We start from the raw sequence: 23346 nt of genomic DNA on the forward strand, positions 1-23346 counted from the left end.
TTATTGTTCGTTTTCGTAGTCGTCGAGGGGTTTGGGGCGGGTGCGCCCTAGCCCGAAGGATTCCGGTGAAAGCGCAATTAACAGGGTCACGATGAAGGCTCCGACGCCGGCGATCCAGTAGCCGGTGAGGCTGCCGGTGAGTAGGCCGATGAGGAGGCTGGCGAGGGCGGCCATGAAGAGTTCTTTGAAGGATTTTTTGTAGCGCATGACGGTTCCTTAGCTGGCGGACGGGCGGGGGGGGGCTGGGGCTGGTGAGCGGTGGGTTTACCAGAGGGGTTTGTCGCCGACTGCCCAGTTGGTGCCGGTGATTCGTTTGAAGAGGGCGAGGGCGGAGCGGTCGGTGAGGCAGGCGACCTGGTCGATGACGAGGCGGAGGCGGGCGGCGTCGTCGTTGCGGCCGAGTTCGCGTAGGTCGGCGGCGAAGACGGGGTCGAGGTAGTCGGGGTTGTCCATGAGGGCGTGGACGAGGAACTCTAGGATTTCTTGCTGGTTTTCGTTTTTGTGTCCGGCATCGCGGGGTTCCATGACGAAGGCGGTGGCTATGCCCTTGAGTACGGCGATTTCGTGCTCGGTTTCTTCGGGCACCACCAGCTGGGCCTGGTAGCGGGTGAGGGGTTCGTCCCCGTAGACGTCGCGGGTTGCCAGCATGGCGCTAGCGGCAAAACGCCCGATGAGTTTGGAGGTAAGGGCCTTGAACGCCGCCATGGATGAGCGGGTGCCTGTCATGTAGGGCACCCAGCGGTTGAGGGTTTCGAGGCGGCTGAGGGCCTTGTCGAGGGTGGTGTCGTCGACCCCGGGCAGGTACCAGAGGCGGGTTTTGTCGAAGACCTGCTGGCGGGCGTCCGGCTTTTTGAGGTCGTCGAGTTGCACATGCCCGCCGAAGACGGCGTCCTCGACGTCGTGCACGGAGTAGGAGATATCGTCGGCGAGGTCCATGACCTGGGCTTCGAGGCATTTTTGGATGGGGGCTGCCCCGGCCTCAGTAGCCCCGGCGCGGAGCCATTCAAAGACGGGCAGGTCGTCAGTGTAGACGCCAAATTTGCGGTTGGGCTTGCCATCGGTGCGGGCGGGGGCGTTGTCGCGGGTCCAGGGGTACTTGCAGCTCGCGTCCAGGGCGGCCCGGGTGAGGTTGAGCCCGGCAGATCCTCCGTCGTGCCTAATCACCTTGGGTTCGAGGCGGGTGAGCAGGCGCAGGGTCTGGGCGTTGCCTTCAAAACCACCGGCGTCTGCCGCTAGCCGGTCGAGGGCGGTTTCGCCGTTGTGGCCGAAAGGTGGGTGGCCGAGGTCGTGGGAGAGGCAGGCGGTATCGACGACGTCGGGGTCGCAGCCTAGCATGCGCCCGAGTTCGCGGCCGATTTGGGCAACTTCCAGGGAGTGGGTGAGGCGGGTACGCACGAAGTCGTCGGTGTCGGGGTCAACCACCTGGGTTTTGGCACCGAGACGGCGGAGGGCGGCTGAGTGGAGGACGCGGGCACGGTCGCGTTCAAAGGGGGAACGGTAGACAAACCTGTGGTGTTCGGGTACCCAGCGTTCGGCGTCCGCGGCGCTATAGCCGGGGGTGGGGGCCTGTTCGGGGGTGAAGGTGGTGTTCATCTGCTGTTTCTTTTCTCTGCCGGTGGGTGGTGCGCCTGGGTTTCTAGTTTAGAGGTCGTCGCCTTGGTCAAGGCCGTATTCGGCGGGCCAGGTGACTTCGCCGGTGATGGGCGGGTAGTCGGGGGTGAGGTTGATCAGTTGCAGGGCTTCTGCCAGGGCGGTGGGTTCGATTCCGTCGATGATGGCACGGACCCCGTGGCGGGCGGCCGGTTCGAAGCCGAAGCGGCTGTAGTAGGCGGGTTCGCCGAGCACCAGCAGGCTGGTGGGTGCATTGCTTTCCTGCGCGGACGCCCGGGCGCGGGTGAGGGCTTCACGGGCCAGGACGGTGCCCACTCCCCTGCCCTGGTAATCCGGGTGGACGGCCAGGGGCGCGAGCGCGTAGGCGGGCCAGGAGCCTACCCAGCAGCGGCTGATGAGGATGTAGCCGGTGAGGGCCCCGGTGTCGCTGTCGCGGGCGGTGAGGGAGATTCCCGGTTCCCAGGCGTTGGGGTTGGCGCGGAGGGCCTCGATGAGGTCGGCCTCGTAGCTGGTCTCAAAGGCGGCCAGGAGCAGGTTCTGTATGTCTGCCCGGTCAGCCGGGGTTTCGGGGCTGATGGTGGGGGTGGTCATGTCTTTAAGTCTAGTAGGTGCCTTGAAACGGGAAAGGACGGACGCCGTCCCCTCTCTTCCTGCCCAGAGGCAGGGAAGCGGGGTGCAGCGTCCGCCCACCCTTACCCTTCACGAACTCAGTGTCCACAAGAATCGCGCAGGGCCCACGCCGCTCGTGGACCCCGCGCGATTCTGATAAGCACTGTTTACTGGGACAGTGGCTTCATGGATGCCAGGACGCGGTCAGGCAGCATGTGCACACGCGGCGATAAGTCTTGGGGCGGGTACGTAGGGTCAATGCATTCACGCCAGTACTCGACGTGTTTTTCGTCCAACCAGTGCTCTGACTCAGTAACCTTCTGTTCTAAGCCGGCCTCCCCACGCACCGAATACCAGTACAGGTAATCGACGCCGTCAATTGTTTCAGCAAAGATTGTCTCAACATACATGTGCTCAGGCTCTAGTGTTTCTTTGACAGCCTCCATGTTCTGATTGAGGAAATGCATCCATTCATCGACCTTGTGTTGCTTGCCCGGTTTTACCCGAAATCGGGTCAGTTCAATCTGCATACCATGATTCTATCCAGGGTGTTCTTAGTTCCAGAGTCACCTCTTCATCCGTGAATGTGCGTTATACCCGCCTCTCGGCAGGCACTTAGCGTCCACAAGAATCGTGCAGGGCCCACGCCGCTCGTGGACCCCGCGCGATTCTGATAAGCACTCACGTAACCTGTGGTGTTAGAACCTACCGGGCGGTACAGTCGTGTTCTATGAGTGAGAAGTACGTACCCACCTACGGCGACCTGGATCGCTTTCGCTACGAGAGGCTGATTCGTACCAAGTCCAGGGCCTACCAGATAGCCTGCTGGCAGGGCTACCTGGGCACCCACAACTTCTTTCTGGGTAACACCCTCAAGGGGTGGGCGACACTCCTTCTCACCATGGCAGCTGCTAGCCTGCTGATCATCGAATGGTTACTCGGGCTCCTACTCCTCGCCTGCGTCATCGGCCTCAACGTGGCAGCCGTCCGCGCCCTTGCCGCCTCAGACCCAGCCAGCGAGGCCTACGGTGAAGAGTGCGGGGCTGTCTTTCACGGCCTCCATATGGTGAGCTCCCTCTCTATCATGTGGGACACCAACCTCTGGAAAGGCAAGACCCCCACAGACCCACCCCCACCTGACATGCCCGAACCCCCAGGCCCCGCCACTTGACGGGCCAGGCTCACCAGGCGACGGCGCACCCTCAACAGGGCACCTGAGAACCGTCTCTAGACAGGACACCCCGCCATAGACAACAAGCTCCCTCCCCTTATAGACACAAGACATAAAGTTTTCTTGACCTTAATCTGTTGAAGATGGGTACAGACAGGTAGACTTCTGAATGATTTGTGTTAAAAAGCTCAAAACCTGGGCATACAGCCAAGGCATAGGAAGGCGCCCCATGAATAAAAAGGTAGGTCTTGTACCCCTGTCGACAGCCATGCTAGGCTTTGCCCTCATGTCCCCCGCTATGGCCCAGGCGCCCGAGGTTCCTCTCACAACCCCGGCCGCCAACCCCAGCCCGGCAGCCCCGGCCCAGAGCGCCCAGGCAGGGCAGAGCGCTACTCCAGCTCCCCTGGCGACGGCAGTAGCCCAGGCGACGGCAGCCAGTTCAGCAATAGCACCGGCAGGGCAGGTTGCCCCTAGCCCGGCTCCTGCCCCCACCGCCCAGGCTGAGGCTACCCCGGTAGCTACATCTGCGCCGGTCGTTTCCCCTCTTCCTAGCCCGGCGGCCCCGGTCGTTTCCCCGGCCCCGACGCTTGAGCCCGCCCCGGTAGCGATAGCAGCTACCAGCCCGGCCCCCGCGCCCACCGCCCAGGCCGACGCCACCCCGGTGGCCCAGCCCAGCTCCGTTGCAGCCTCTACCCCGGCAGCAAGCACTGAACCGGCCCAGAACGCCGAGCTCACAGCCAGCCCAGCGCCTGCTGGTGGCGCAGAGCCTGCAACTGCAACTGCAACTGCAACTGCAACTGCAACTGCAACTGCAACTGCAACTGCAACTGCAACTGCAACTGCGGAGCCTACTGTTTCTGCCGCCCCGGCTCCTATCGGGGTCGCTACAGCCTCACCTGCCCCGGTTACTTCCGCTGAGGCTCAGGCTGTAGGCACCGCTAACCCTGTCCCCGTTGAGGAGGCCGCTCCTGTAGCATCGGCCCCGGCTGAAACCGAGCCGGTCCTGGTAGAGGTCCCTGTTGCTGTGGACCCGGTTGACCCTGTTGCTGTAGACCCGGCCCCGGTTGAAACCTCCCCTGCCCCCGTTAAGGAGGCAACCCCGATAGCACCCGCCCCGGCAGAACCCGCTCCGGCCCCGGTTGAGGCAACCGCACCCGTCCTGCCCGCAGAACCGGCCCCGATCGAAACCACTCCTGCCCCTGTTGAGGAGGCAACCCCGGTAGCACCCGCTCCGGCCCCGGTTGAGGAGCCCGCACCCGTCCTGCCGACCCCGGCCCCCATTGAGGAAGTCGCTCCCGTCCTGTCTGCTGACCCGGACCCGATCGAAACCGCTCCGGCCCCGGCTGAGCCCGTCCCGGCCCCGGTTGAGGAGCCTGCCCCCGTCCTGCCCCCGCTTCTGCTGATTCCTGCCCCTGAGCCGACCCAGCCGATTGTGGTGGTTGACCCCGCTCCCCCGGTGACGGTTGAGCCCCTGCCCGAAGAGCCCCCCGTCGCTGAAGATGCCACTCCGGCCCCGGAAACCAGCCCCACGCCTGAACAGGTTGAACCTGAGCAGACTGAACCCGTGCTCGCCGAACCCACTGAACCTGAAACAAGCCCTGCGCCGGAAGCAATCGCTGAACCGGAAGCTAGCCCTGAGCCCGAAGCTACCAGTGAGCAGGCCCAGCCCAGCCCGTCAGCCAGCCCTTCCCCTTCACCGTCGGCCTCGCCCTCGGCCAGCCCCTCAGCTTCTGCGTCAGCTACCCCGGCCCCCAGCGCCCAGCCGAGCCCGCCCACCCCGGCCCTCCAGCAGGCGGCCCAGGCTCCCCTGCCGGTAGCCACTGCCTCGGCTAGCCCCACCCAGCAGGGCCTGGTCGTCACCAAGGAGCCCAAGGCCCTGGCCATTACCGGTACCACCATTAAGTTCGCCCTGGCCGGTGGCGCTATCATGCTCATCATCGGTATGGGCATGATGTACGCCGCCCAACGCGTTGAGGGCAAGAAGTACTAGAGCCCAGCCCCGGCGTCCTCGGGTAACACCCCGTACCAGACGCCCCCACATCAGAAAGGTCCCTACCTGGTCTACAGGTAAGGACCTTTCTGCTTTTGTTTCCCTCGCGGGGCCTTAGAACCAGGTGCCCGGACTGGGCCGCCAGGCTAGGACTTATACCCTAACCGCCGGTTTATCCCAGAACCGCCAGGCTGGGCTGGATTGGGCTGGGCCGGGACGGGCTGCAGGGGTGAGACGTATCGCTGAACCGCCAGACTGGGCTGGGCTTGACTTCGTTGGGCTGGCCGGGCCCGGCCCTATCCTGCAGCCGGGGTGAAGCGGTCTAGCCTGAAGCCTTCCAGAGAGAACCAGGGCTCTTGGTCGTCGATGAGGTCGGCGACGGCCCGCCCCAGGGCGGGGGTGAGTTTGAAGCCGTGGCCTGAGAAGGCGGTTGCGACGGTGATCCGGGAGGAGAGCCGGTCGATGATGGGCCGGTGGTCGCGGCTGAAGAGGTCCATGTGCATGGAGTGTCGGGCGGGGCCGTCGCTGACCTCGGTGAGGTAGCGAGTGACAAGCCCGGCGGGGACGCGCAGGGCGTTGCCGGACGCCCTCGGGGGCAGTTCGCGCGGGGTGGGTACCTCTGAGCGTTGGCCCACGTTGCCGACCTTGACGGTGAGGCCGTCCAGGCAGGGGAAGCCGTAGAGGTGGGAGCCGTTAGATTCGCGGATGAAGCCGGGGAAATGCGCCGGGGCGTAGTGTCTGGGCTTATCAACGAGGTACCAGCCGAGGCTGATGGGGGTGATGGACACGTGCGGCTCGATCTGGGGTAGCAGGGTTTTTGACCAGACGCCGGTGCTGATAATAGCCTGGTCGGCCTTGTAGGTGCCCTGGGTGGTGCGGATTTTGACGCCCCGGCTGGTTTCTTCGATACCGACGACTTCTTCGTGGGTGAGCAAGGTGGCTCCGGCGGCGCGGGCTTCTTTCTGCATCTGGTAGACAATGGCGTCGGAGTAGAGCACTCCGCCGTTCTTGTCGAGGATGGCTACTTCATCAGTGACATCGGCGTGCTGGGGGTAGATTCGTTTGAGGTCGGCGGTGTCGTATTCTTCGTGGTCAAGGCCGAAGCGGTGGATGGAGTCGTGGACGCCTTCAAGGCCGTGTGCGCCGGGGTGGCCGATAGACAGCGCCCCGGTTTGGTGGAAGAGGGTTTCGTTGTGCCTGGAGTCGAGGTCGAGGAAGTAGTTGCGGGAGAACTTGAGCAGGGGCACGTATTCGGCGCCTTCGTGGTAGGCCATGCGGAAGAGGCGGGATTCGCCGGAGTAGCCGCCACGGTCGTGGACGGGGGCATATTGTTCTAGGCCAAGGACGGAGTGGCCCCGGGCGGTGAGTTCGCCGGCAAGGTAGGAGCCGATGGCTCCGAGTCCTACGATGATGACCGAGTAGCGCATGTGCTTTAAGGTACCCCTTTTTGTGGGGGCGTGGGCTGTTTTTCTGACTGTTACCTGATAGTTTTCACACTGCGGACGTGCCCGGGGCAGGTAGTTCTAGGCGATGAAGGTGATTCCCGCCAGGCTAACTCCCGCCACAAGAGCGGTAGAGAGGGCGGCAAGTATCAAGGGGCGGGACCCTACGCGCAGGAGTTTCCGCACGTCAACAGCGCACCCCAGGGCAAACATGGCTGCAGCCAGGAGGGCAGTCTGGGCGGTGCTACCTGCCGTGAGCACAGCGTCGGGCAAGGGCACGAAGGAGCGCACCAGCACCATGGCTATAAAACCCGCCACGAACAGGGGCACAAGTGGGGGCAGGGAGCTTGCCCCGCCGCCGTCCTGAAGTTCCCGACGGCGCACCCACCCTAAAACGGCAATGACCGGTGCCAGCATGAGCACCCTGGCCAGCTTCACCAGCACGGCAGCTGTCAGGGCCCCGCCGCCGATCATGCCGCCGACGGCTACGACCTGGGCGACTTCGTGGATGGAGGCCCCGGCCCAGGTTCCGGCGGTGGCAGGATCAAGGTTCAGCAGGTAGGCGGCCAGGGGCACCAGGCCAATCATGCTGGTTCCGCAGAGCACGACGAGGGCTACGGCGGTGACGGTTTCTTCTTCCTTCTCCCCGGTGGGGTCAAGGGCGCCGGAAGCCCCGGCAACCGCTGCCGCCCCGCAGATGGAGAAGCCGCAGGCCACAAGATAGGTGAGGTAGCTAGAGACGCCAAGCAGGCGGCCGAGGGCGATTGTGCCCAGCAGGCCCGTGATCACGGTGATAACTACCACCAGGATCAGGGGAGCCCCTAGCGCCGCGATGTCCCCCAGGGCAACCTGCAAACCGAGCAGGACGATGCCCACCCGCAGCAGCTTCTTGGCTGTGAAGGTCACCCCGGGGCTGAATCGGGCCGGCAGGGTGACCGTGTTCGCCAGCGTCACGCCGAGCAGGATAGCCACGAGCATGGCACTGAGCCCCGGCAGTAGGGTGCTGAGCAGGTAGGCGACGGCGGCCGCCCCGGCGCTGAGCGCCAGGCCGGGCAGGAGGGGTCCTAGTCTCTTCATTGAGGCTCCATCAGGGCTGGGCCTGCCCCCTGGGCGGGGGCAGGGGTCAGGGGTGGGTAGGCCGGGTGTTAGCCGCCTGAGATATCGAGTTCGGCGTCCACCAGGCCTAGGCGTTCGGCGTCGCCCAGGACGCGGGAGTTCAGCCAGCCGTCGGGCAGGTGGGGCTTCTTGGGGTTGCCAGCACGTCCGCGAGGGCCCTCAACAGCGGCACCGGGGTAGCCGATGGAGTGGTCCAGCTCGGCCAGGTACTCGCGGAAGGCTTCGAGGGTGGGCACGGTAGACATCTTGGCGCGTAGCTTGCCGCCCACTGGGTAGCCGTGGAAGTACCAGGCCACATGCTTACGGATCTCGCGCAGGCCCCGGGTTTCGTCGCCAAAGGTTTCAACCAAAAGCTCAGCGTGGCGGTAGATCATATCGGCTACCTCAGACACGCTGGGGCGGTGGCGGTCTTCAGAGCCCTCAAAGGCGTTCTGTAGGTCGCCAAAGAGCCAGGGGCGGCCCTGGCAGCCGCGGCCGACCACAATGCCGTCCACGCCGGTCTGCTCAACCATGGCGATGGCGTCCTCGGCGGAGAAAATGTCACCGTTACCCAGGATCGGCACATCAGGGATGGCCTCGCGCAGGCGGGCAATGGAATCCCAGTCAGCCTTGCCCGAGTAGTGCTGGGCGGCGGTGCGGCCGTGCAGGGCAATACCGGCGACGCCCGCGTCACGCGCAATCTTGGCTGATTCCAGGTAGGTCAGGTGGTCCTCGTCAATACCCTTGCGCATTTTAATGGTCAAGGGCACGTCCCCGCGGGAGGCCTCGCGCACAGCGGTCTGGACGATAGCGGTAAAAAGGTCGGTCTTCCAGGGCAGGGCGGAGCCGCCGCCCAGCTTAGTGACCTTGGGGACGGGGCAGCCAAAGTTCAGGTCGATGTGGTCGGCGCGGTCTTCTTCAACGACCATACGAATCGCCTTACCCACATTGACGGCGTCCACCCCGTAAATCTGAATGGAGCGGATCTTTTCGTCGCCGTCATGGTCGATAATGCGGAGGGATTCGGGGTTGCGTTCCACCAGGGACCGGGCCGTCACCATTTCAGTGACGTAGAGGCCGCCGCCGTATTCGCGGCAAAGGCGGCGGAAGGCCTTGTTGGTGACGCCCGCCATGGGGGCCAGGACGACGGGGGTGTCAATGGTGTGCTTGCCTAGTTGCAGGGGCGGGAGCTTCAGTTGCTTGGCGCGGGCCGGGGTCTGGCCGGTTCCTGGGTTCTCTTCTGTCATAACGTTCCAATTTTGTCACAAGGACGCGACGGGTGCAGTAAGCACTGCCACGGCCAGCTGGGCTACCCTGCGCCGAATGTGCCACTTATTCCCGAATGTGCCACTCTTGCTGCCCCATTCGGGAATAAGTGGCACATTCGAGAAGTCAAAAAGCATTGACAGGCGCACATGAGATGTGAAACACTTGTGATAAGTCAAGTAACTCTTGACGATAAGCTAAACCTAGGAGGGACTATGGATTCCAGTGATCCCCGAATCGGGGCCGTCCGCACCGCCAACGAGCAGGTGGCCCTGGCAAACCAGGCCCTTGAGGACGCCGTGCAGGCAGCCCGCGCAGGCGGGGCAACCTGGCAGGTGATTGGGGCTGCGATGGGAGTGACCAAGCAGGCAGCCGCCCAGCGTTTTTCTGACAGCGTCTATAACGCCAGGTCGCTCTCCCAGATCCAGGTAGAACTTGAGCAGATCACCGAAGCCCTCTTTGCCGCCCTGGCTCACAGTGACATCGAGCATGTCCACAGCCACATGACCTACACGACCGCCCGGTTACTGTCTAAACGCAAGATTCTGAAAACCTGGCAGCAGGTGCTTGAGGCCGCAGGCCCCTTTATTGAGGTCAAGAAAACGGTGGTGGAACAGGCAGGCTCCGGCTTTACCCTCACCTACCGGCTGCGCCACGAACACGGAGAGCCGGTCGGCCAGCTCTCTTTCAACTCAGCCCGCAAAGTCACAGGATTGGTGATCTTCAATGACGATTCAGCAGAACTCCCCTGGTAGCCGCAGCTCCAATAAGGGTGTATCAATTCTCTTCACTGCTCTGATTTGGTGTGCTTTCGGAATAGTTCTAGGCTTCACCGCCAGCAGCTTCGTCACCGCTTTGCTATCAGCCCTTGTATTTGCGGTTGGAAACATGCTGATATTCCTTGACCCCAATCAGGGAAGTACTCTCATCCGTTGGCACCCTCTACTTACTCTGTGGGCTGCCTGCGCCGGGCTGCTCATTGCGTTCCTGATTTTTGATGAAAATCCAACATCAGCCTCAGTCTTTGCGCTATCGAGTCTTTTATTATCCCGCGCATATTTCTTCCCCAAAGACTCCCGTAAGTCGCGCAAAGCCCGCGATATCGGCGTCTAGCCCCTCTAGGCCTGCCCCTCCCCCAGCTCAGCCAGGCGCGGGGCGGCGAGGTGGGCGAGGGCGTCCGCGCCTATACGGGCGGCATTCAGAGCGACCCGCCCGTCCGCCCGCAGCGGGGTGCCCTCGTCCTGCCAGTGGGAGTACGCCTGCTCTAGGTGCCCCGGGATTTCCCCGCGGGCATTACAGATCCGCCACCAGGGAACATTCGATCCCCAGGTCGCCAACACTCGCCCCACCAACCGGGGCGATTCGCCAACGATCACCCCTACGTCCCCATAGGTCGCCACCTGCCCGGCAGGCACACACTCCACCACCCGCAAGATCCGTTCACAGCGCAGTTCATCCATACGTCCTCCATACCGCGAAGACCCCCTCGATTCTCCCTTCACCCCCTCACAAATCAAGGGGGTGATGAGAGAACCAAGGGGGTCTTTTGAAGCTGTGGCCTAGCCGTCCACCACAGTCAGGGTTTCACTGGTAACCTGCCCGGCCCCCATCTTGATGAGCTGATCGACAATGACGGCCAAATCCTCCATCGAATCGTCAACCTCCACCTGCACAGGGTAGGAGGCGGTCAGCACAGACAGCAGCTGCAGGACGGCTTCCCGCGCCCCGGGGTTGCCCACCTGGTAGCCGATGGTGACTTCGGTGGCGTCGTCTTCAGAGACAGGCATGGTGCCCGCATCGACGTCCAGGGGGCGGTAGCTCACCGCAAAGGCCAGCATATCGCCCTTCTTCCCCGCAGCCTGGGCGCGGAGGATGTCGTCGCGCAGCACCACAGCCCCCAGGGCTTCGGCTTCATCAGAAAGGAAGAGGCGGTTGACGCGGCCAATGGCAAGGTCGGCAGGTGTATCCCAGGTATGGACGGCCCGGTAGAAGTCCCAGAACTTCTGGGTAAGCTCCACAGAGCCGGTGGCCAAATCTTCAATGGCCTGGGTGATTCGTTCTGAGGCGTCCTGGCGCAGGGGCATAGCCGGGACGGAGCCAGCTTCAAACCGCACCATACGCGAACGCTGGGCTACCTTAAAGCCCCTGGCCTGGGCAAAGGCGAGGCCGGTGGAGTCGGGTTCCACCTTGGTACGGAAAGCGGTGGTGCCGCTGGGGGCTGCTGTGGCGGCGTCCTTGAGGGCCTGCAGGAGCTGGGTGCCGAGGCCTGAGCGGCGGTGTTCGGGGGCTACTTCTAGGTAGGCCCAGAGGCGGTTGGGGTGCAGGTCGGTTTCGTAGACGACGCCTGCAGCGACGGGCACGCCCTGGTGTTCGGCGACGATGGTGCGGCTGAAGGGGGCGGACGAGTCGGGGGTGAATGCGGAGCGGAAGGCGGCTACCTGCCGGTTTTCGGGATCGTTCCAGTATTCGAGGAGGGCTAGACGATCGCCCTCGCGCCAGGGGCGTAGGGTGTAGGTGTTCTCGGCGGTGCTCACGCGTCTTCTCTTTCATGGGTAAAGGGTGTACCCCTCTACTGTAGCGCCCCTGGCATATGCGGAACATGTGCCGGTGAACATCATATGTGTGAGCTTTACCGGCACATATGAAGGTTTGCGGAACATGTTCTGTATATGCCGGATTGGTGTCTACGGTTCATGGAGGTTTTACCGGCTAGACTATAAGGGTTTGTTTTCAGTCTTCTGTGTTCTTTTAGTGTGGTGTTATGACTTCTCCCCTGGCTTATAAGCCCACCGTGACCGGTTCCCGTGTTGAGCTGCGTCCCTTCGACGCCGAGGCCATTGATGCCATGATTGGTATTCTGCAGGAGCCGGAGGTTCTGATTAAGACCGGCACTGTTCATTCTCGTTCAACCGAGTCTCACCCTTTTGATGAGGCGATGACCCGCGAGTGGTATTCCCGTCGCAATGAGAAGAAGAACCGTCTGGACCTGGCCGTTTTTGCCCTGGACCAGCAGAAGTATGTCGGTGAGGTTGTTTTCAATGAGTACGACCCTGATAACGGTTCGGTGAACTACCGTATTGCAATTGGTCGGGCTGGCCAGAATAAGGGCTACGGCACTGAGGCGACGAAGCTCATGGTCGATTACGCTTTTGAGAAGCTGGATCTGCACCGGATTGAGCTTGAGGTGCTGGACTTCAACGAACGGGCCAAGCACGTCTACACTTCCTGCGGGTTTGTGCCCGAAGGACGCCGCCGCGAGGCTTTCCTGATTGACGGCGAGTACCACGATGCGGTGATCAAGTCGGTGTTGCGCAGTGACTGGGAGGCTGCCCGATCGGCATCGGGCCACCTGACGCTGGATTTGAAGCGCGTCGAGATTTAGTCTGTACCTATTTTTCGCAGGGGTAGACGCGCCAGGGAGCCGACGTGGATCGGGGCTGGCGATGAATCGCCTGCGAGCTTGCGAGCCGGCGAGAATGGTTGCCGGCGTGGTGCGTCTCCCACCCCCACCTCTTTAAAGATGTAGCCGCCCCTCCCGTTAGTTGGGAGGGGCGGCTTTTGTACACCTTCTCTAGGCGTTACAGACGCGTCTTAAGCCAGCTGGCTCGGGGCTGGCGTGATGAAGTGCTCGGGTGCGAGCTAGCGAGCACACAAGAGAGCACGGAATCAGCCGAGTTTACGAGGCTGCACGAGCCCCCAGCGCGAGCCCCAAGAGGGTCAGCAGGCGAACGCACGTCCGTCCTTTTATGTACCTATAGTTATCTACTTGGTCAGCTTGGCTGCCAGGTAGGCGGTGACCTGGTCGAGGGAGACGCGTTCTTGGGTCATGGTGTCGCGTTCGCGGATGGTGACGGCCTGGTCGTCGAGGGTGTCGAAGTCGACGGTGATGCAGAAGGGGGTGCCGATTTCGTCCTGGCGGCGGTAGCGGCGGCCGATGGCGCCGGCGTCGTCGTAGTCGATGTTCCAGTTGCGGCGGAGTTCGTCGGCCAGGTTCTTGGCGGTGGGGACGAGCTCTTCCTTCTTGGACAGGGGCAGGACGGCTGCCTTGACGGGGGCCAGGCGCGGGTCGAGCTTGAGCACGGTGCGCTTGTCAACGCCGCCCTTGGTGTTGGGGGCTTCATCTTCGACGTAGGAGTCAACCAGGAAGGCCATCATGGAGCGGGTCAGGCCGAAGGAGGGCTCAATGACGTAGGGCACGTAGCGTTCGCCGGTGCCCTGGTCGAAGTATTCGAGCTTGGCGTTGGAGTGTTCGTTGTGCACACCGAGGTCGTAGTTGGTGCGGTTGGCAACGCCCATGAGTTCGCCCCATTCAGAGCCCTGGAAACCGAAGCGGTATTCGAGGTCCATGGTGCCGGCTGAGTAGTGGGCGCGGTCGTCTTCGGGCACGTCGAACTTGCGCATGTTGTCGGGGTTGATGCCGAGGTCTACGAACCAGTTCCAGCAGTCTTCAATCCACTGGTCATAGTACTTGGGGGCGTCGTCGGGGTGCACGAAGTATTCGATTTCCATCTGTTCGAACTCGCGGGTTCGGAAGATGAAGTTGCCGGGGGTGATTTCGTTGCGGAAGGCCTTGCCGATCTGGCCGATGCCGAAGGGGGGACGCTTGCGGGCGGCGGTGACGACGTTGTTGAAGTTGACGAAGATGCCCTGGGCGGTTTCGGGGCGCATGTAGTGCAGGCCTTCTTCGTTGTCGACGGGGCCGAGGTAGGTTTTCATGAGGCCGGAGAAGTTTTGGGGTTCGGTCCACTGGCCCTTGGTGCCGCACTTGGGGCAGACGATGTCGTCCATGCCGTTTTCGGGGGCGCGGCCCTTCTTGGCTTCGAAGGCTTCGATGAGGTGGTCCTGGCGGTGGCGGGAGTGGCAGGAGAGGCATTCGACGAGGGGGTCGGTGAAGGTTGCGACGTGGCCTGATGCTTCCCAGACTGCCTTGGGCAGGATGATGGAGGAGTCGAGGCCGACCATGTCTTCGCGTCCGCGTACGAAGGTCTGCCACCACTGCTGGCGGATGTTTTCTTTGAGTTCGGCACCGAGCGGGCCGTAGTCCCAGGCGGAGCGGGATCCGCCGTAGATTTCGCCTGCTTGGAAGACGAATCCGCGGCGCTTGGCCAGTGAAATGACGTTATCGAGTTTGGACTTCGGTGCCATGGTCTGTGTTGTTCTCCTATGAGCCTGCGCCACCGGCTGTGGCGTGCTTGGGGTTAGTCAGCGGGCGCCGGTGTTGGCGCACACGCCTTTAAGCCTACCGTAGGTGGCGGGGTGGGGGCGGACGCTTGTGGTTGGTTACACGCGGTGCGGTGGGGTTGGGGCGGTAGAGTGGTGGGTATGAGTATTGAGTCTGTGTTTATTCGTGATGAGATGATTCGCCTGGGCCAGTTTTTGAAGCTGGCTAACCTGGTGGAGAACGGGGTCCATGCCCGCGAGGTGATCCAGGACGGCCTGGTGAAGGTGAACGGGGAGATTTGTGAGCAGCGGGGCCGGCAGTTGCATGCTGGCGATACCGTGGAGTTAAACGGTGTGACGGTAAAGGTTGATTCTGAGTAGGTTTTTCCTGCCAGCTATATCAAAGCCCGGAGGGTTTCCCTCCGGGCTTTGTGCTACTTGTGGGCTGGTTGTTGGTTAGCTGAGGACCTGCTGTTTGATGAAGTCTGCGAAGTGGTCTAGTTCTTCGGCTGAGACGGAGTGGGCCAGGCCCGGGTAGGTGTGGATGGTGGCTTGGGCGAATTTGTGGGCCCAGTCGGCGGTGTAGGCGATTTTGTCGGCGGGGATAACGGTGTCGGCGTCGCCTCGGCCCCAGAAGAGGGGCAGGGGGGTGAGGACGAATTCTGCGTCCATAAAGTAGTTGTCGCCGCCGTCGACGACGTAGCCGGAGAGGCCGACGACGGCCTTGAAGAGTTTGGGTTTGCGGCGGGCGGCGCTGGTGGCGACGGCCATGCCTTGGGAGAAGCCGACGAGGGTGATGGATTCGAATTCGTCAGCGATGGCTGAGACCCACATGAGGAGGTAGTCGGTGGCTAGTTCGATGGCTTTGAAGCTGACGGTGTGTAGCTGCTGGTTGAGGGGCCACCACTGGTAGCCTTGGGCGGTTTGTTTGACTTCGGCGGTGTCGGCGTCGGCGGGGAGGACGTAGCCGACCGGCTGGGGGGCTCGCATGGCTGCGTAGGTGATTTTGTCTTCGGGTAGGTTGATGTGTCCGCGGAGGCCCATGAGGTCTTTTTCGTTGGAGCCGTAGCCGTGGAGGAAGAGGACGAGGTGGGTTCCGGCCCAGCCGTCCTTGGTGCGGGAGAAGTCTACGGTGTAGTCAGCCATGTAAAGCTCCTTGGTGCGCTTGAGTGGGGCTTAGGTATCTTTCACGTTACCTAATCTTGCTGGTTGGGGGTAGGGAGTTCGCGCAGGGGGTAGGAGGTTGTTTACGCCACGATCTTGAGGTGGCGGGTTGGGGTGGCGGTTGTTTCGTCGGCGGCGTCCTGGGTTTCAATGCTGGTGGCAAGGATCCGCTCAAGCTGTTCGTGCTCAATGAGGAAGCCGTCGTGGCCGCAGGGTGAATGAATCACGGCAGGTTCTACCGGGGTGGGTAGGGCTGCTGCCAGAATGTGGGAGTCGGAGGGGAAGAAGAGCCGGTCGGAGTCGACGTAGGCGATAGTCCAGTTGCAGCTGGTGCGGGCTAGGGCCTTGTCCAGGCCGCCGCGGTCGCGGCCGAGGTCGTGGGAGAGGAGGGCTTCGTTGATGGCCAGGTAGGAGTTGGCGTCGAAGCGGGCGGTGAGTTTGGAGCCGTGGTGGTCCAGGTAGTTTTCGACCTGGTAGCGGCCTCGGTCTGCGGGGACTGGGTGCAGGACGTCGTGGCCGTCTTGGGCGTCGCGGCCGAAGCGGAAGTGGAGTTCGGCGGCGGAGCGGTAGGTGGTGTGGGCGATGCGTCGGGCCAGGGCTAGGCCGTTTTCGGGGCCGGGGCCGGGGTAGTAGTCGCCGCCGGCGAAGGAGGGGTCTTGGCGGATGGCCAGGTTTTGCATGTGGCCCCAGGCTATTTGTTCGGCGGTGGCGGCTGGGCCGGAGGCAATGACGGCTACGGAGCGGACGAGGTTGGGGTAGGTGACGGCCCATTCGGCGGCGCGGGCCCCGCCGAGGGAGCCGCCGATGACGTGGTGGAGGGAGGTGACGCCGAGCTGGTCAAGTAGGCGTTTTTCGGCGTGGACGGAGTCGCGGATGGTAACTAGGGGGAAGCGGGATCCCCAGGGCTTCTGTTCTGGGTCGACGCTGGCCGGGGCGGGTGAGGCGGGGCCGGTGGAGCCGTAGCAGCCCCCGAGGATGTTGGGGGAAATGACGAAGTATTTGTCGGTGTCAATGACGCGGCCGGGGCCGACGGCGGTGGGCCACCAGCCTGCTGCCTCGGCGGCCTCGCGGTCTTGCTCGCTGGCGTCCGCCCCGACGCGCCCTGCTGAGACGTGGGTGTCTCCGGTGAGGGCGTGCAGGATCAGGACGGCGTTGTCGCCCGCCTCGTTGAGGGTTCCCCAGGTTTCGTAACCGAGCGTAACATCTGGCAGGGTAACGCCAGATTCGAGGGTGAGGTCGCCGATTGGGGCGTAGGTGAGGACGCCGTCGTTTCGGGTGGGGGTGGTGTCAGCGGGGCGGGCGGTCGTCATTGGGCTACCTTTCCTGAGCGATGGCGGTGAAGCCGAGTTCGAGGTCGGCGAGGATATCGTCGATGTGTTCGATACCTACCGAGAGGCGGATGAAGGCGGGGTTGATACCGATGGCTTCAAGCTCTTCGGTGGTGGACTGGCTGTGGGTGGTGGACGCCGGGTGTACGGCCAGGGATCGCACGTCACCGATGTTGACCAGCAGGGAGTGGAGGGAGAGGGAGTCCACGAATTTCTGGGCGGTTTCGGCGTCGGCGTCCTTGAGGGTGAAACCGAGGACGGCGCCGGCCCCCTTGGGCAGGTACTTTTGGGCCAGCTCGTAGTAGGGGGAATCGGGCAGGCCGGAGTAGGTGACCGATTCAACCTGGGGGTGGTCTTTGAGGAACTGGGCGACCTTGAGGGCGTTCTCGACATGGCGTTCTACGCGCAGGGAGAGGGTTTCAAGACCGATGGCGATGTTGAAGGCGTTGGTTGGTGAGATGGAGGAGCCCAGGTCGCGCAGGAGGGAGACGCGGGCTTTGAGGATGTAGGAGAGGTTGACTCCGAAGACGCCGTCCGCGCCGAGGTCGCGGGCGTAGACCAGGCCGTGGTAGCTTTCGTCGGGCTGGTTGAAGAGGGGGTACTTGTCGGGGTAGGCGCCGTAGTCGAAGTTACCGGAGTCTACGATGACGCCGCCGACAGAGGTGCCGTGGCCACCCAGGTATTTGGTGGCTGAGTGGATGACCACGTCAGCACCGTGCTTGATGGGGTTGAGCAGGTAGGGGGTGGCAATGGTGTTATCGACGATGAGGGGCACACCCACCTCGTGGGCTATGCCTGAGACGGCTTCGATATCAAGGACGTCACCGCGGGGGTTGGGCAGGGTTTCTGCGAAGAAGGCCTTGGTGTTCTCGCGGGCTGCTGCCCGCCAGGATTCGGGGTCGGCAGGGTCGTCAACGAAAGTGGTTTCAATACCCAGGTTCTTGAGGGTGTACTTGAGCAGGTTGAAGCTGCCCCCGTAGAGGGAGGGGGAGGCAACAATGTGGTCCCCGGCCCCGGCGATGTTGAGGATTGCGAAAGTTGAGGCTGCCTGACCGCTGGCAAGTAGTAGGGCTCCGACGCCGCCTTCAAGAGCGGCAATACGGTTTTCCACTGCTTCCTGAGTGGGGTTGTTAATGCGGGAGTAGATGGGGCCTAGTTCTGAGAGGGCGAAGCGGCCAGCTGCCTGGGCGGAGTCCTTGAAGACGAAGGACGTGGTCTGGTAGATGGGCAGGGCGCGGGCGCCGGTAGCAGGGTCGGGTTCTTGGCCTGCGTGAATCTGCTGGGTTTCGAACTTCCAGCCAGTGGGGTTGGATGGGGTGGGAACGATGTTCTCGGTGGTCATGCGGTTACTCCATGATGTTTCAGTGTTTTCATTGAAACGGGCCGCATGCCTGTTCTTCCTCTGGGGAAGTCGGTGATGTCCTCGGGGAAAGAATAGAGGCACATCGGTCCCGCGCTTGCATACCTGGTTCTCGGTGGGTATGCCGGGTCTTCACCCAGGGCACCCCACCGCGGTTGGAGGGTTGCCGGCCAGCAAGCTGGGGCTTGGCGCTGGCTCTCTTGACCTGCCTCTAGTGTGGCTGGTGGGGGGCGGGGGCGTCAAGGCTCTGTCTTAAAGTTTCAGCATGTGTCGTTGTATTGCGTAGGTTACGCTCCTGCTGGTGTCCTTTAGAATGGTGGGAACTGAGCTTCTATGGAAAGGGCTGATGATGTCTCTGAATCCTCCTGCTGCTAAGCGGGTTCCCACTGAACGAGTCCACCACGGTCATACTTTTGTTGACCCGTATGAGTGGTTGCGGGACAAAGAGAACCCTGAGGTCATTGAGTATCTGACGGCCGAAAACACGTTTACTGAACAGGTCACTGCCCACCAGCAGCCGATGCGTGATGCGATCTTTGAAGAGATTAAGAACCGCACCCAGCTGACCGACATGTCAGTTCCCTCCCGCCGGGGGGCCTGGTGGTATTTCAATCGGACGGTTGCTGGTGAACAGTACCCGGTGATGTGCCGGGTCCCTGCCCTGACTGAAGGTTCTGTGGAGGAACGCTACCAGCCCCCGCTGGTGCAGCCCGGCCAGCCCCTGGACGGGGAGCAGGTCGTCCTGGACTGCAACGAGTTTGCCCGCGACATGGCCTTTTTCTCCCTGGGGTCCTTCCAGGTCACCCGCGACGGCTCCCTGCTGACCTTCGGTGTGGACGATTCTGGGGATGAGCGCTACACCCAGTACTTCAAGAACCTCAACACCGGCGAGATCCTGGACGAAAAAATTGAGGACGTCTTCGCTGGCGCCTTCTTCGCCTCCGGCGCTAAGCACCTGATTTATACGGTGGCCGACGAGTCCTGGCGCCCCTATGAGGTGCGGGCCCACGCTATCGGCAGCGACCCCGCAGACGATATTGTCCTCTTCCACGAGGCAGACCAGGGCATGTGGCTGGGGGCGTCCATGTCGTCCTCCCGCACCCACGTGGTGATCACCTCCTCCAACTCTGAGTTCTCCGAGAACCGTATTATCAATATCCACGAGCTGGGCCAGCTTGAACCCACCCTGATCATGCGGAGGGAAGAAGGGATTGAATACTCAGCTGATGTGATCGACGTTGAGGGCACCGGGTACCTGGTGCTGGGGCACAATGACGAGGCCCCCAACGGTGAGCTTGTTCTAGCCCCCCTGACCGACGACTACGTCCCCTACGCAGAGTTCAAGGCCTCCTGGATTCCCCTGGTGCCCCACCGCGCGGACGTCCGCCTGGAAAACTTTAAGTTCTCCCGCAACCACCTGGTGCTGATGGCCCGCGAAAACACCACCGTCAAGGTTTTTGTCACCTCCCGCGCAGAGGTAGCGGCCCAGGTGGCCCAGGCCCACCCCCAGGGCCTGAGCCTGCATGAGCCCGGTGGGTTTACCGAGGAGCTCTACACCTCAGCCTTCTCCGGGGTGAACATCATGTCCCCGGTGATCCGCCTGAACTACACCTCCTTCCTCACCCCCAACAGTATCTACGACTACTTCCCCGACACCGACGACCTGATCCTGCGCCGACGCACCCCGGTCAAGGACTTTGAGCCGTCCCACTACACCGCCTACCGCATGTGGGCCCCGGCCCGTGACGGCGCCATGATCCCCCTGTCCGTCATCCACCGGGCTGACCTCGACAAAACCACCCAGAACCCTGTTATCCAGTACGGGTACGGCTCCTATGAAGCCTCCATGGACCCCTACTTCTCCATTCCCCGTCTGAGTGTGCTAGACCGTGGCGTCATCTGGGTTGTTGCCCATATTCGCGGCGGCGGCGAAATGGGCCGGGCCTGGTACACCGAAGGCAAAAAGCTCAAGAAAAAGAACACCTTCACCGACTTCATTGATGCCACAGACTTCCTCACCTCCCAGCCCTGGGTGGACGGCGAGCGCATCGGCATCATGGGCGGTTCAGCGGGTGGCCTGCTCATGGGCGCCGTGGTCAATATGGCCCCGGAGAAGTATGTCGCCTGCGTCGCCCAGGTTCCCTTCGTGGACGCCCTCACCACCATTTTGGACCCCAACCTGCCGCTGTCGGCCCTGGAATGGGAGGAATGGGGTAACCCCATCACCAGCAAGGAGGTGTACGACTATATGAAGTCCTACACCCCTTACGAGAACATCCGCCCCGTCCGCTACCCGGCGATTGCGGCAGTGACGTCACTGAATGATACCCGCGTCTTCTACGTTGAGCCGGCCAAGTGGGTAGCTGCCTTGCGCGACACCATCGACCCGGCATCCCCCACTCCCCTGCTGAAGATCGAGATGGACGGCGGCCACGGCGGCGGATCTGGCCGGTACACCGCCTGGAAGGAAGTTGCCTGGGATTATTCTTTCCTGCTCCACCACTTAGGTATTCAGGGCTAGGGCCTGTAGCCTTAATGCTATAAGGACGGGTGAGCCGGGGCCCTCGCGTCCCCGGCTCCCCTCCTGGGGCCCGTCCCCACCGCTACCTATCGCGCAGGTAGTACCCTACAGGGCACTTTGCCACCCCTTCGCACCGGCAGCAAGGCCCTCTTTCTTGAATCACCACCACTTAGAGGCACCATGAACCCCAACGAGTCCTTGCACTCCGTCAGCTCAAGTTTGATGACGGCTGAGGCTACCGCCAACATGCCGCAGGAATTCCTGCGGTCACTCCTGCTCAAGCCGGTGTACCGGGATAAGTGGAGCCGGTACGTCCAACGGCGCCGGGGCGATTCCATCAACCAGCGGGCTGTTGCAACCTTCATCGCCTACGAACTCTCCGACTACTCCGGCCAGGACATCGACCCGGCCACCATCAAGGACCGGGTCTCCCGCGCCCTCAACGGGGATACCCTCTCAGGTTCAACCGCCCACATGTTCGCTACCGCCTTCGGCTTTACCGCAGAAGAGGAGCGGGAACTCTCCCGCACCATTGCCCTCGCAAACCTGCATAAGAAGCTCACAGCCAACAGCGGTAAGGTCCTGGAGGCCTCCGAATCGCCCTACACCGCTATTTCAACCTCAATGGAGGCCTTTGTTGATGCCTTCGGCTACATCAAATATTTCCATTACACCGAGGTCATTATCTCTGAGAGCGACGAACTCACTGAGATAGCCTCCCGGTTTGAGTCCCCGACGTCTACGGTGACCCTGCTGGAGGGCGGAACCGTCCACAAAATCAGCCCCTATGACCGGATCCCCCTCAACGACCCGGCCAACGACGTGTGGCAGACGGTCGTCCGCACCCCCTACCCCATCCGACGCGGGCAGATTCACCGGCTCAAATACCGGATCGACCTCGATCTAGTCTCGGAAATTGAGACCACTGACTCGGCCTTCAACAACGCCCTCATGGGCCCCTACAACATCGGCAAGTTCAATCTCTGCCTCATGATCCACTTCGATGAGGCCCCCCACGAAATCCGCCAAAAGTTCTGGGCCGGGGCAAAAAGCCCCGAAACCCTGATTGAGGACATTGTCCTGCAACCCCAGACCTACGTTTCCATGTCCTTCCCCTACCTGCACGATGCAGCCTTCTCCTTCGCCTGGAGCGTCCGGAAGCAGGAAGCCCTGGAGCACTACCGGGACCTCATCGCCCAGGCCACCCCGGGCGTCCCCCTCCATCTAGATCTCGTTACCGGGGCCACAGAGCCCCGACCAATCGATACCCCCGGCCCCGTAGAAACCAAGGGGGACCTCTTCTTCTCCCAGACCTCCCCCGACCCCTCGGATTCGGCTCCCCCGTCCCTGCCTCCGTCCCGCAAGAACCACAGCCCAGAAGACCAGGCCAACCAGTTCACCAGCACCTACCTGCGTGCCGAGCTCCTCGAACCGGGCCCCCGCGCCATCTGGGAACCCTACCTCCACCAGGAACGCCTCAAGGAAAGCAACCCTTTCTCCATCCGAGCGATCGCACGGGCCATGAGCGCCTACCAGGAAGACACCTACGGCCTGCACATCTCCCCCAGCGTCTACAAGGACCGGGTCTGGCGGGCCATCACCGGCCAGGGCATGAGCCAGGACACCCTTGAGCTCTTCTGCAAGACCTTTGAGTTTTCCCCAGAAACCACCATCAGCCTCTACCGGGCCCTCAGTGGCAACACTGACGACGGTATGTCCCTCACCTACCTGGCCAACCAGCCCCAGGCCATGGCTATGTCAGCCTTTGCAGACATCCAGCTCACCGCTGACGGGTCCCCGATCACCCTCAAGCTCGGCATCATCCTCCTGGCCCTCGAGGCAGGCTGCTCGATCCTCCACCTGATCCTGCCCGGAGCCCAGGAGGTCACCGTCCCCGAAGGGAACTTCACCGTCTCCCACGTCCCTGCTGAGGAGAGCTGGGTATTTATCCCGGATTCCTTCTACAACCCCATGCAAAACTTTGCCCTGGAAATGGTGGCCCACACCGTCCCCCAGCTCGATGACGACGGCTTCTACTCCATCATCTTCCCCCTCCCCCCGCGCAGCTTCTCCCTGGGCGTCCGATGCACCACCGGCGGTGAAACCATGACCATCGCCTACTCAGATGTGCCCTACAGCCCCAGCGTCAAGCCCACCGTCTCAGCCCAGGCAACCGTCACCGACTCCTACAGCCATCTAGCCCCCATGCTGGGGGGCACCACCCTACACATCCGTTGGAAGCCAGAAGAAAGCAAAGCATAACTGAGGTCACAGGCCGCTTGTTGGCCACTGCGATATAAGCGCGACACCGGGTTTCCTAAGATAAATAGTGTTCCTCAGAAGAACAGAATTAGTGCCTCTGAACCTCTGAGTGAGCACCTGCGACAACTGCATTCACGGGAAAACACCCCCTCATAGCGGGCTGCCACCCAACAGCTAGACAACGCTATGGTGCTGTACGAGCCTGAATCACCTCTAGGCTCCACCAGTCCCCCGGTTGAAGGCAGGCAGTACAGCCAGAATTTAATAGTGCGAAATTGAAACTGGTTACCTCATTCAGCTAGTGGTTGTGTGCCACCACTAGCCCCCATAATAAAATAAAAAAATAATACCGCTTATCCCTAGAAGT

21 protein-coding genes and 1 riboswitch are annotated in these 23346 nt (G+C 62.2%); of the genes, 8 read left to right on the plus strand and 13 right to left on the minus strand.

The window, feature by feature from the left end; all coding sequences use genetic code 11:
- The 4 genes from L7A15_RS05155 to L7A15_RS05170 form a co-directional block, all read right to left on the minus strand.
- Complete coding sequence (locus L7A15_RS05155; RefSeq protein ID WP_237208234.1) at positions 1–207, minus strand: hypothetical protein; 207 nt, start codon at positions 205–207, stop codon at positions 1–3.
- A gap of 57 nt (positions 208–264) precedes the next feature.
- Positions 265–1593, minus strand: a complete 1329-nt coding sequence (locus L7A15_RS05160) for a deoxyguanosinetriphosphate triphosphohydrolase (protein WP_237208233.1) — start codon at positions 1591–1593, stop codon at positions 265–267.
- Positions 1594–1641: 48 nt separating this feature from the next.
- Entirely contained in the window at positions 1642–2202 is a 561-nt protein-coding gene (locus tag L7A15_RS05165; RefSeq protein ID WP_237208232.1) for a GNAT family N-acetyltransferase, read from the minus strand.
- A 185-nt stretch (positions 2203–2387) separates the two neighbouring features.
- Positions 2388–2750: a DUF6176 family protein gene (locus L7A15_RS05170; protein WP_237188616.1), complete on the minus strand. Its 363-nt coding sequence runs from the start codon at positions 2748–2750 to the stop codon at positions 2388–2390.
- Positions 2751–2950: 200 nt separating this feature from the next.
- Between L7A15_RS05170 and L7A15_RS05175 the strand changes: the two genes are divergently transcribed.
- Both L7A15_RS05175 and L7A15_RS05180 read left to right on the plus strand, forming a co-directional pair.
- Positions 2951–3391, plus strand: coding sequence for a hypothetical protein (locus tag L7A15_RS05175; RefSeq protein WP_237208231.1), 441 nt, complete (start codon positions 2951–2953; stop codon positions 3389–3391).
- Positions 3392–3620: 229 nt separating this feature from the next.
- Entirely contained in the window at positions 3621–5381 is a 1761-nt protein-coding gene (locus tag L7A15_RS05180) for a hypothetical protein (protein ID WP_237208230.1), read from the plus strand.
- Between the two features lie 296 nt (positions 5382–5677).
- Here the strand turns inward: L7A15_RS05180 and solA are convergent, their stop codons facing one another.
- The 3 genes from solA to dusB form a co-directional block, all read right to left on the minus strand.
- Positions 5678–6808 carry an N-methyl-L-tryptophan oxidase gene (solA, locus tag L7A15_RS05185; RefSeq protein WP_237200571.1) on the minus strand — a complete coding sequence of 377 codons (1131 nt, stop codon included), beginning with the start codon at positions 6806–6808 and terminating at the stop codon, positions 5678–5680.
- A 96-nt stretch (positions 6809–6904) separates the two neighbouring features.
- Complete coding sequence (locus L7A15_RS05190; protein WP_237208229.1) at positions 6905–7900, minus strand: YeiH family protein; 996 nt, start codon at positions 7898–7900, stop codon at positions 6905–6907.
- Positions 7901–7968: 68 nt separating this feature from the next.
- Entirely contained in the window at positions 7969–9165 is a 1197-nt protein-coding gene (gene dusB, locus L7A15_RS05195) for a tRNA dihydrouridine synthase DusB (RefSeq protein WP_237189040.1), read from the minus strand.
- Positions 9166–9399: 234 nt separating this feature from the next.
- Here dusB and L7A15_RS05200 point away from each other — a divergent pair, with 234 nt between their 5' ends.
- On the plus strand, positions 9400–9939 hold the full coding sequence (locus tag L7A15_RS05200; protein ID WP_237208228.1) for a hypothetical protein: 540 nt from the start codon (positions 9400–9402) through the stop codon (positions 9937–9939).
- The gene (locus tag L7A15_RS05205; RefSeq protein ID WP_237200568.1) at positions 9911–10297 is read left to right on the plus strand and encodes a hypothetical protein; all 387 of its coding nucleotides are present in this window, start codon (positions 9911–9913) and stop codon (positions 10295–10297) included. Before L7A15_RS05200 ends, L7A15_RS05205 begins: the two co-directional genes overlap by 29 nt.
- Before the next feature lie 5 nt (positions 10298–10302).
- On the opposite strand, the gene L7A15_RS05210 is transcribed toward L7A15_RS05205, so the two are convergent.
- Both L7A15_RS05210 and L7A15_RS05215 read right to left on the minus strand, forming a co-directional pair.
- Positions 10303–10644 carry an MGMT family protein gene (locus L7A15_RS05210; RefSeq protein ID WP_237208227.1) on the minus strand — a complete coding sequence of 114 codons (342 nt, stop codon included), beginning with the start codon at positions 10642–10644 and terminating at the stop codon, positions 10303–10305.
- Positions 10645–10743: 99 nt separating this feature from the next.
- The gene (locus tag L7A15_RS05215) at positions 10744–11718 is read right to left on the minus strand and encodes a GNAT family N-acetyltransferase (RefSeq protein WP_237208226.1); all 975 of its coding nucleotides are present in this window, start codon (positions 11716–11718) and stop codon (positions 10744–10746) included.
- A 227-nt stretch (positions 11719–11945) separates the two neighbouring features.
- Between L7A15_RS05215 and L7A15_RS05220 the strand changes: the two genes are divergently transcribed.
- The gene (locus L7A15_RS05220; protein WP_237208225.1) at positions 11946–12566 is read left to right on the plus strand and encodes a GNAT family N-acetyltransferase; all 621 of its coding nucleotides are present in this window, start codon (positions 11946–11948) and stop codon (positions 12564–12566) included.
- Positions 12567–12946: 380 nt separating this feature from the next.
- Here the strand turns inward: L7A15_RS05220 and L7A15_RS05225 are convergent, their stop codons facing one another.
- Positions 12947–14329 (minus strand): glycine--tRNA ligase, encoded by a 1383-nt coding sequence (locus L7A15_RS05225; protein WP_237208224.1) that lies wholly within the window; start codon positions 14327–14329, stop codon positions 12947–12949.
- Positions 14330–14506: 177 nt separating this feature from the next.
- Here L7A15_RS05225 and L7A15_RS05230 point away from each other — a divergent pair, with 177 nt between their 5' ends.
- Positions 14507–14725, plus strand: coding sequence for an RNA-binding S4 domain-containing protein (locus L7A15_RS05230; protein WP_237208223.1), 219 nt, complete (start codon positions 14507–14509; stop codon positions 14723–14725).
- Positions 14726–14800: 75 nt separating this feature from the next.
- Here the strand turns inward: L7A15_RS05230 and L7A15_RS05235 are convergent, their stop codons facing one another.
- The 3 genes from L7A15_RS05235 to L7A15_RS05245 all read right to left on the minus strand — a co-directional run bounded on the left by L7A15_RS05235 (position 14801) and on the right by L7A15_RS05245 (position 18178).
- Complete coding sequence (locus L7A15_RS05235; RefSeq protein ID WP_237212338.1) at positions 14801–15490, minus strand: alpha/beta hydrolase; 690 nt, start codon at positions 15488–15490, stop codon at positions 14801–14803.
- Positions 15491–15591: 101 nt separating this feature from the next.
- Positions 15592–16818: a homoserine O-acetyltransferase MetX gene (gene metX, locus L7A15_RS05240; RefSeq protein WP_237208221.1), complete on the minus strand. Its 1227-nt coding sequence runs from the start codon at positions 16816–16818 to the stop codon at positions 15592–15594.
- Positions 16819–16822: 4 nt separating this feature from the next.
- Positions 16823–18178, minus strand: coding sequence for an O-acetylhomoserine aminocarboxypropyltransferase/cysteine synthase family protein (locus L7A15_RS05245; protein WP_237208220.1), 1356 nt, complete (start codon positions 18176–18178; stop codon positions 16823–16825).
- A gap of 106 nt (positions 18179–18284) precedes the next feature.
- Positions 18285–18402: riboswitch (SAM riboswitch) on the minus strand.
- A gap of 140 nt (positions 18403–18542) precedes the next feature.
- Between L7A15_RS05245 and L7A15_RS05250 the strand changes: the two genes are divergently transcribed.
- Together L7A15_RS05250 and L7A15_RS05255 are read left to right on the plus strand one after the other, a co-directional pair.
- Positions 18543–20717, plus strand: a complete 2175-nt coding sequence (locus L7A15_RS05250) for a S9 family peptidase (protein ID WP_237212339.1) — start codon at positions 18543–18545, stop codon at positions 20715–20717.
- A gap of 180 nt (positions 20718–20897) precedes the next feature.
- Positions 20898–22979: a hypothetical protein gene (locus tag L7A15_RS05255; protein ID WP_237208218.1), complete on the plus strand. Its 2082-nt coding sequence runs from the start codon at positions 20898–20900 to the stop codon at positions 22977–22979.
- Positions 22980–23346: the final 367 nt, after the last annotated feature.

The organism is Rothia nasimurium (genome assembly GCF_928391935.1).
In the GTDB taxonomy this organism is placed as follows: domain Bacteria; phylum Actinomycetota; class Actinomycetes; order Actinomycetales; family Micrococcaceae; genus Rothia; species Rothia nasimurium_D.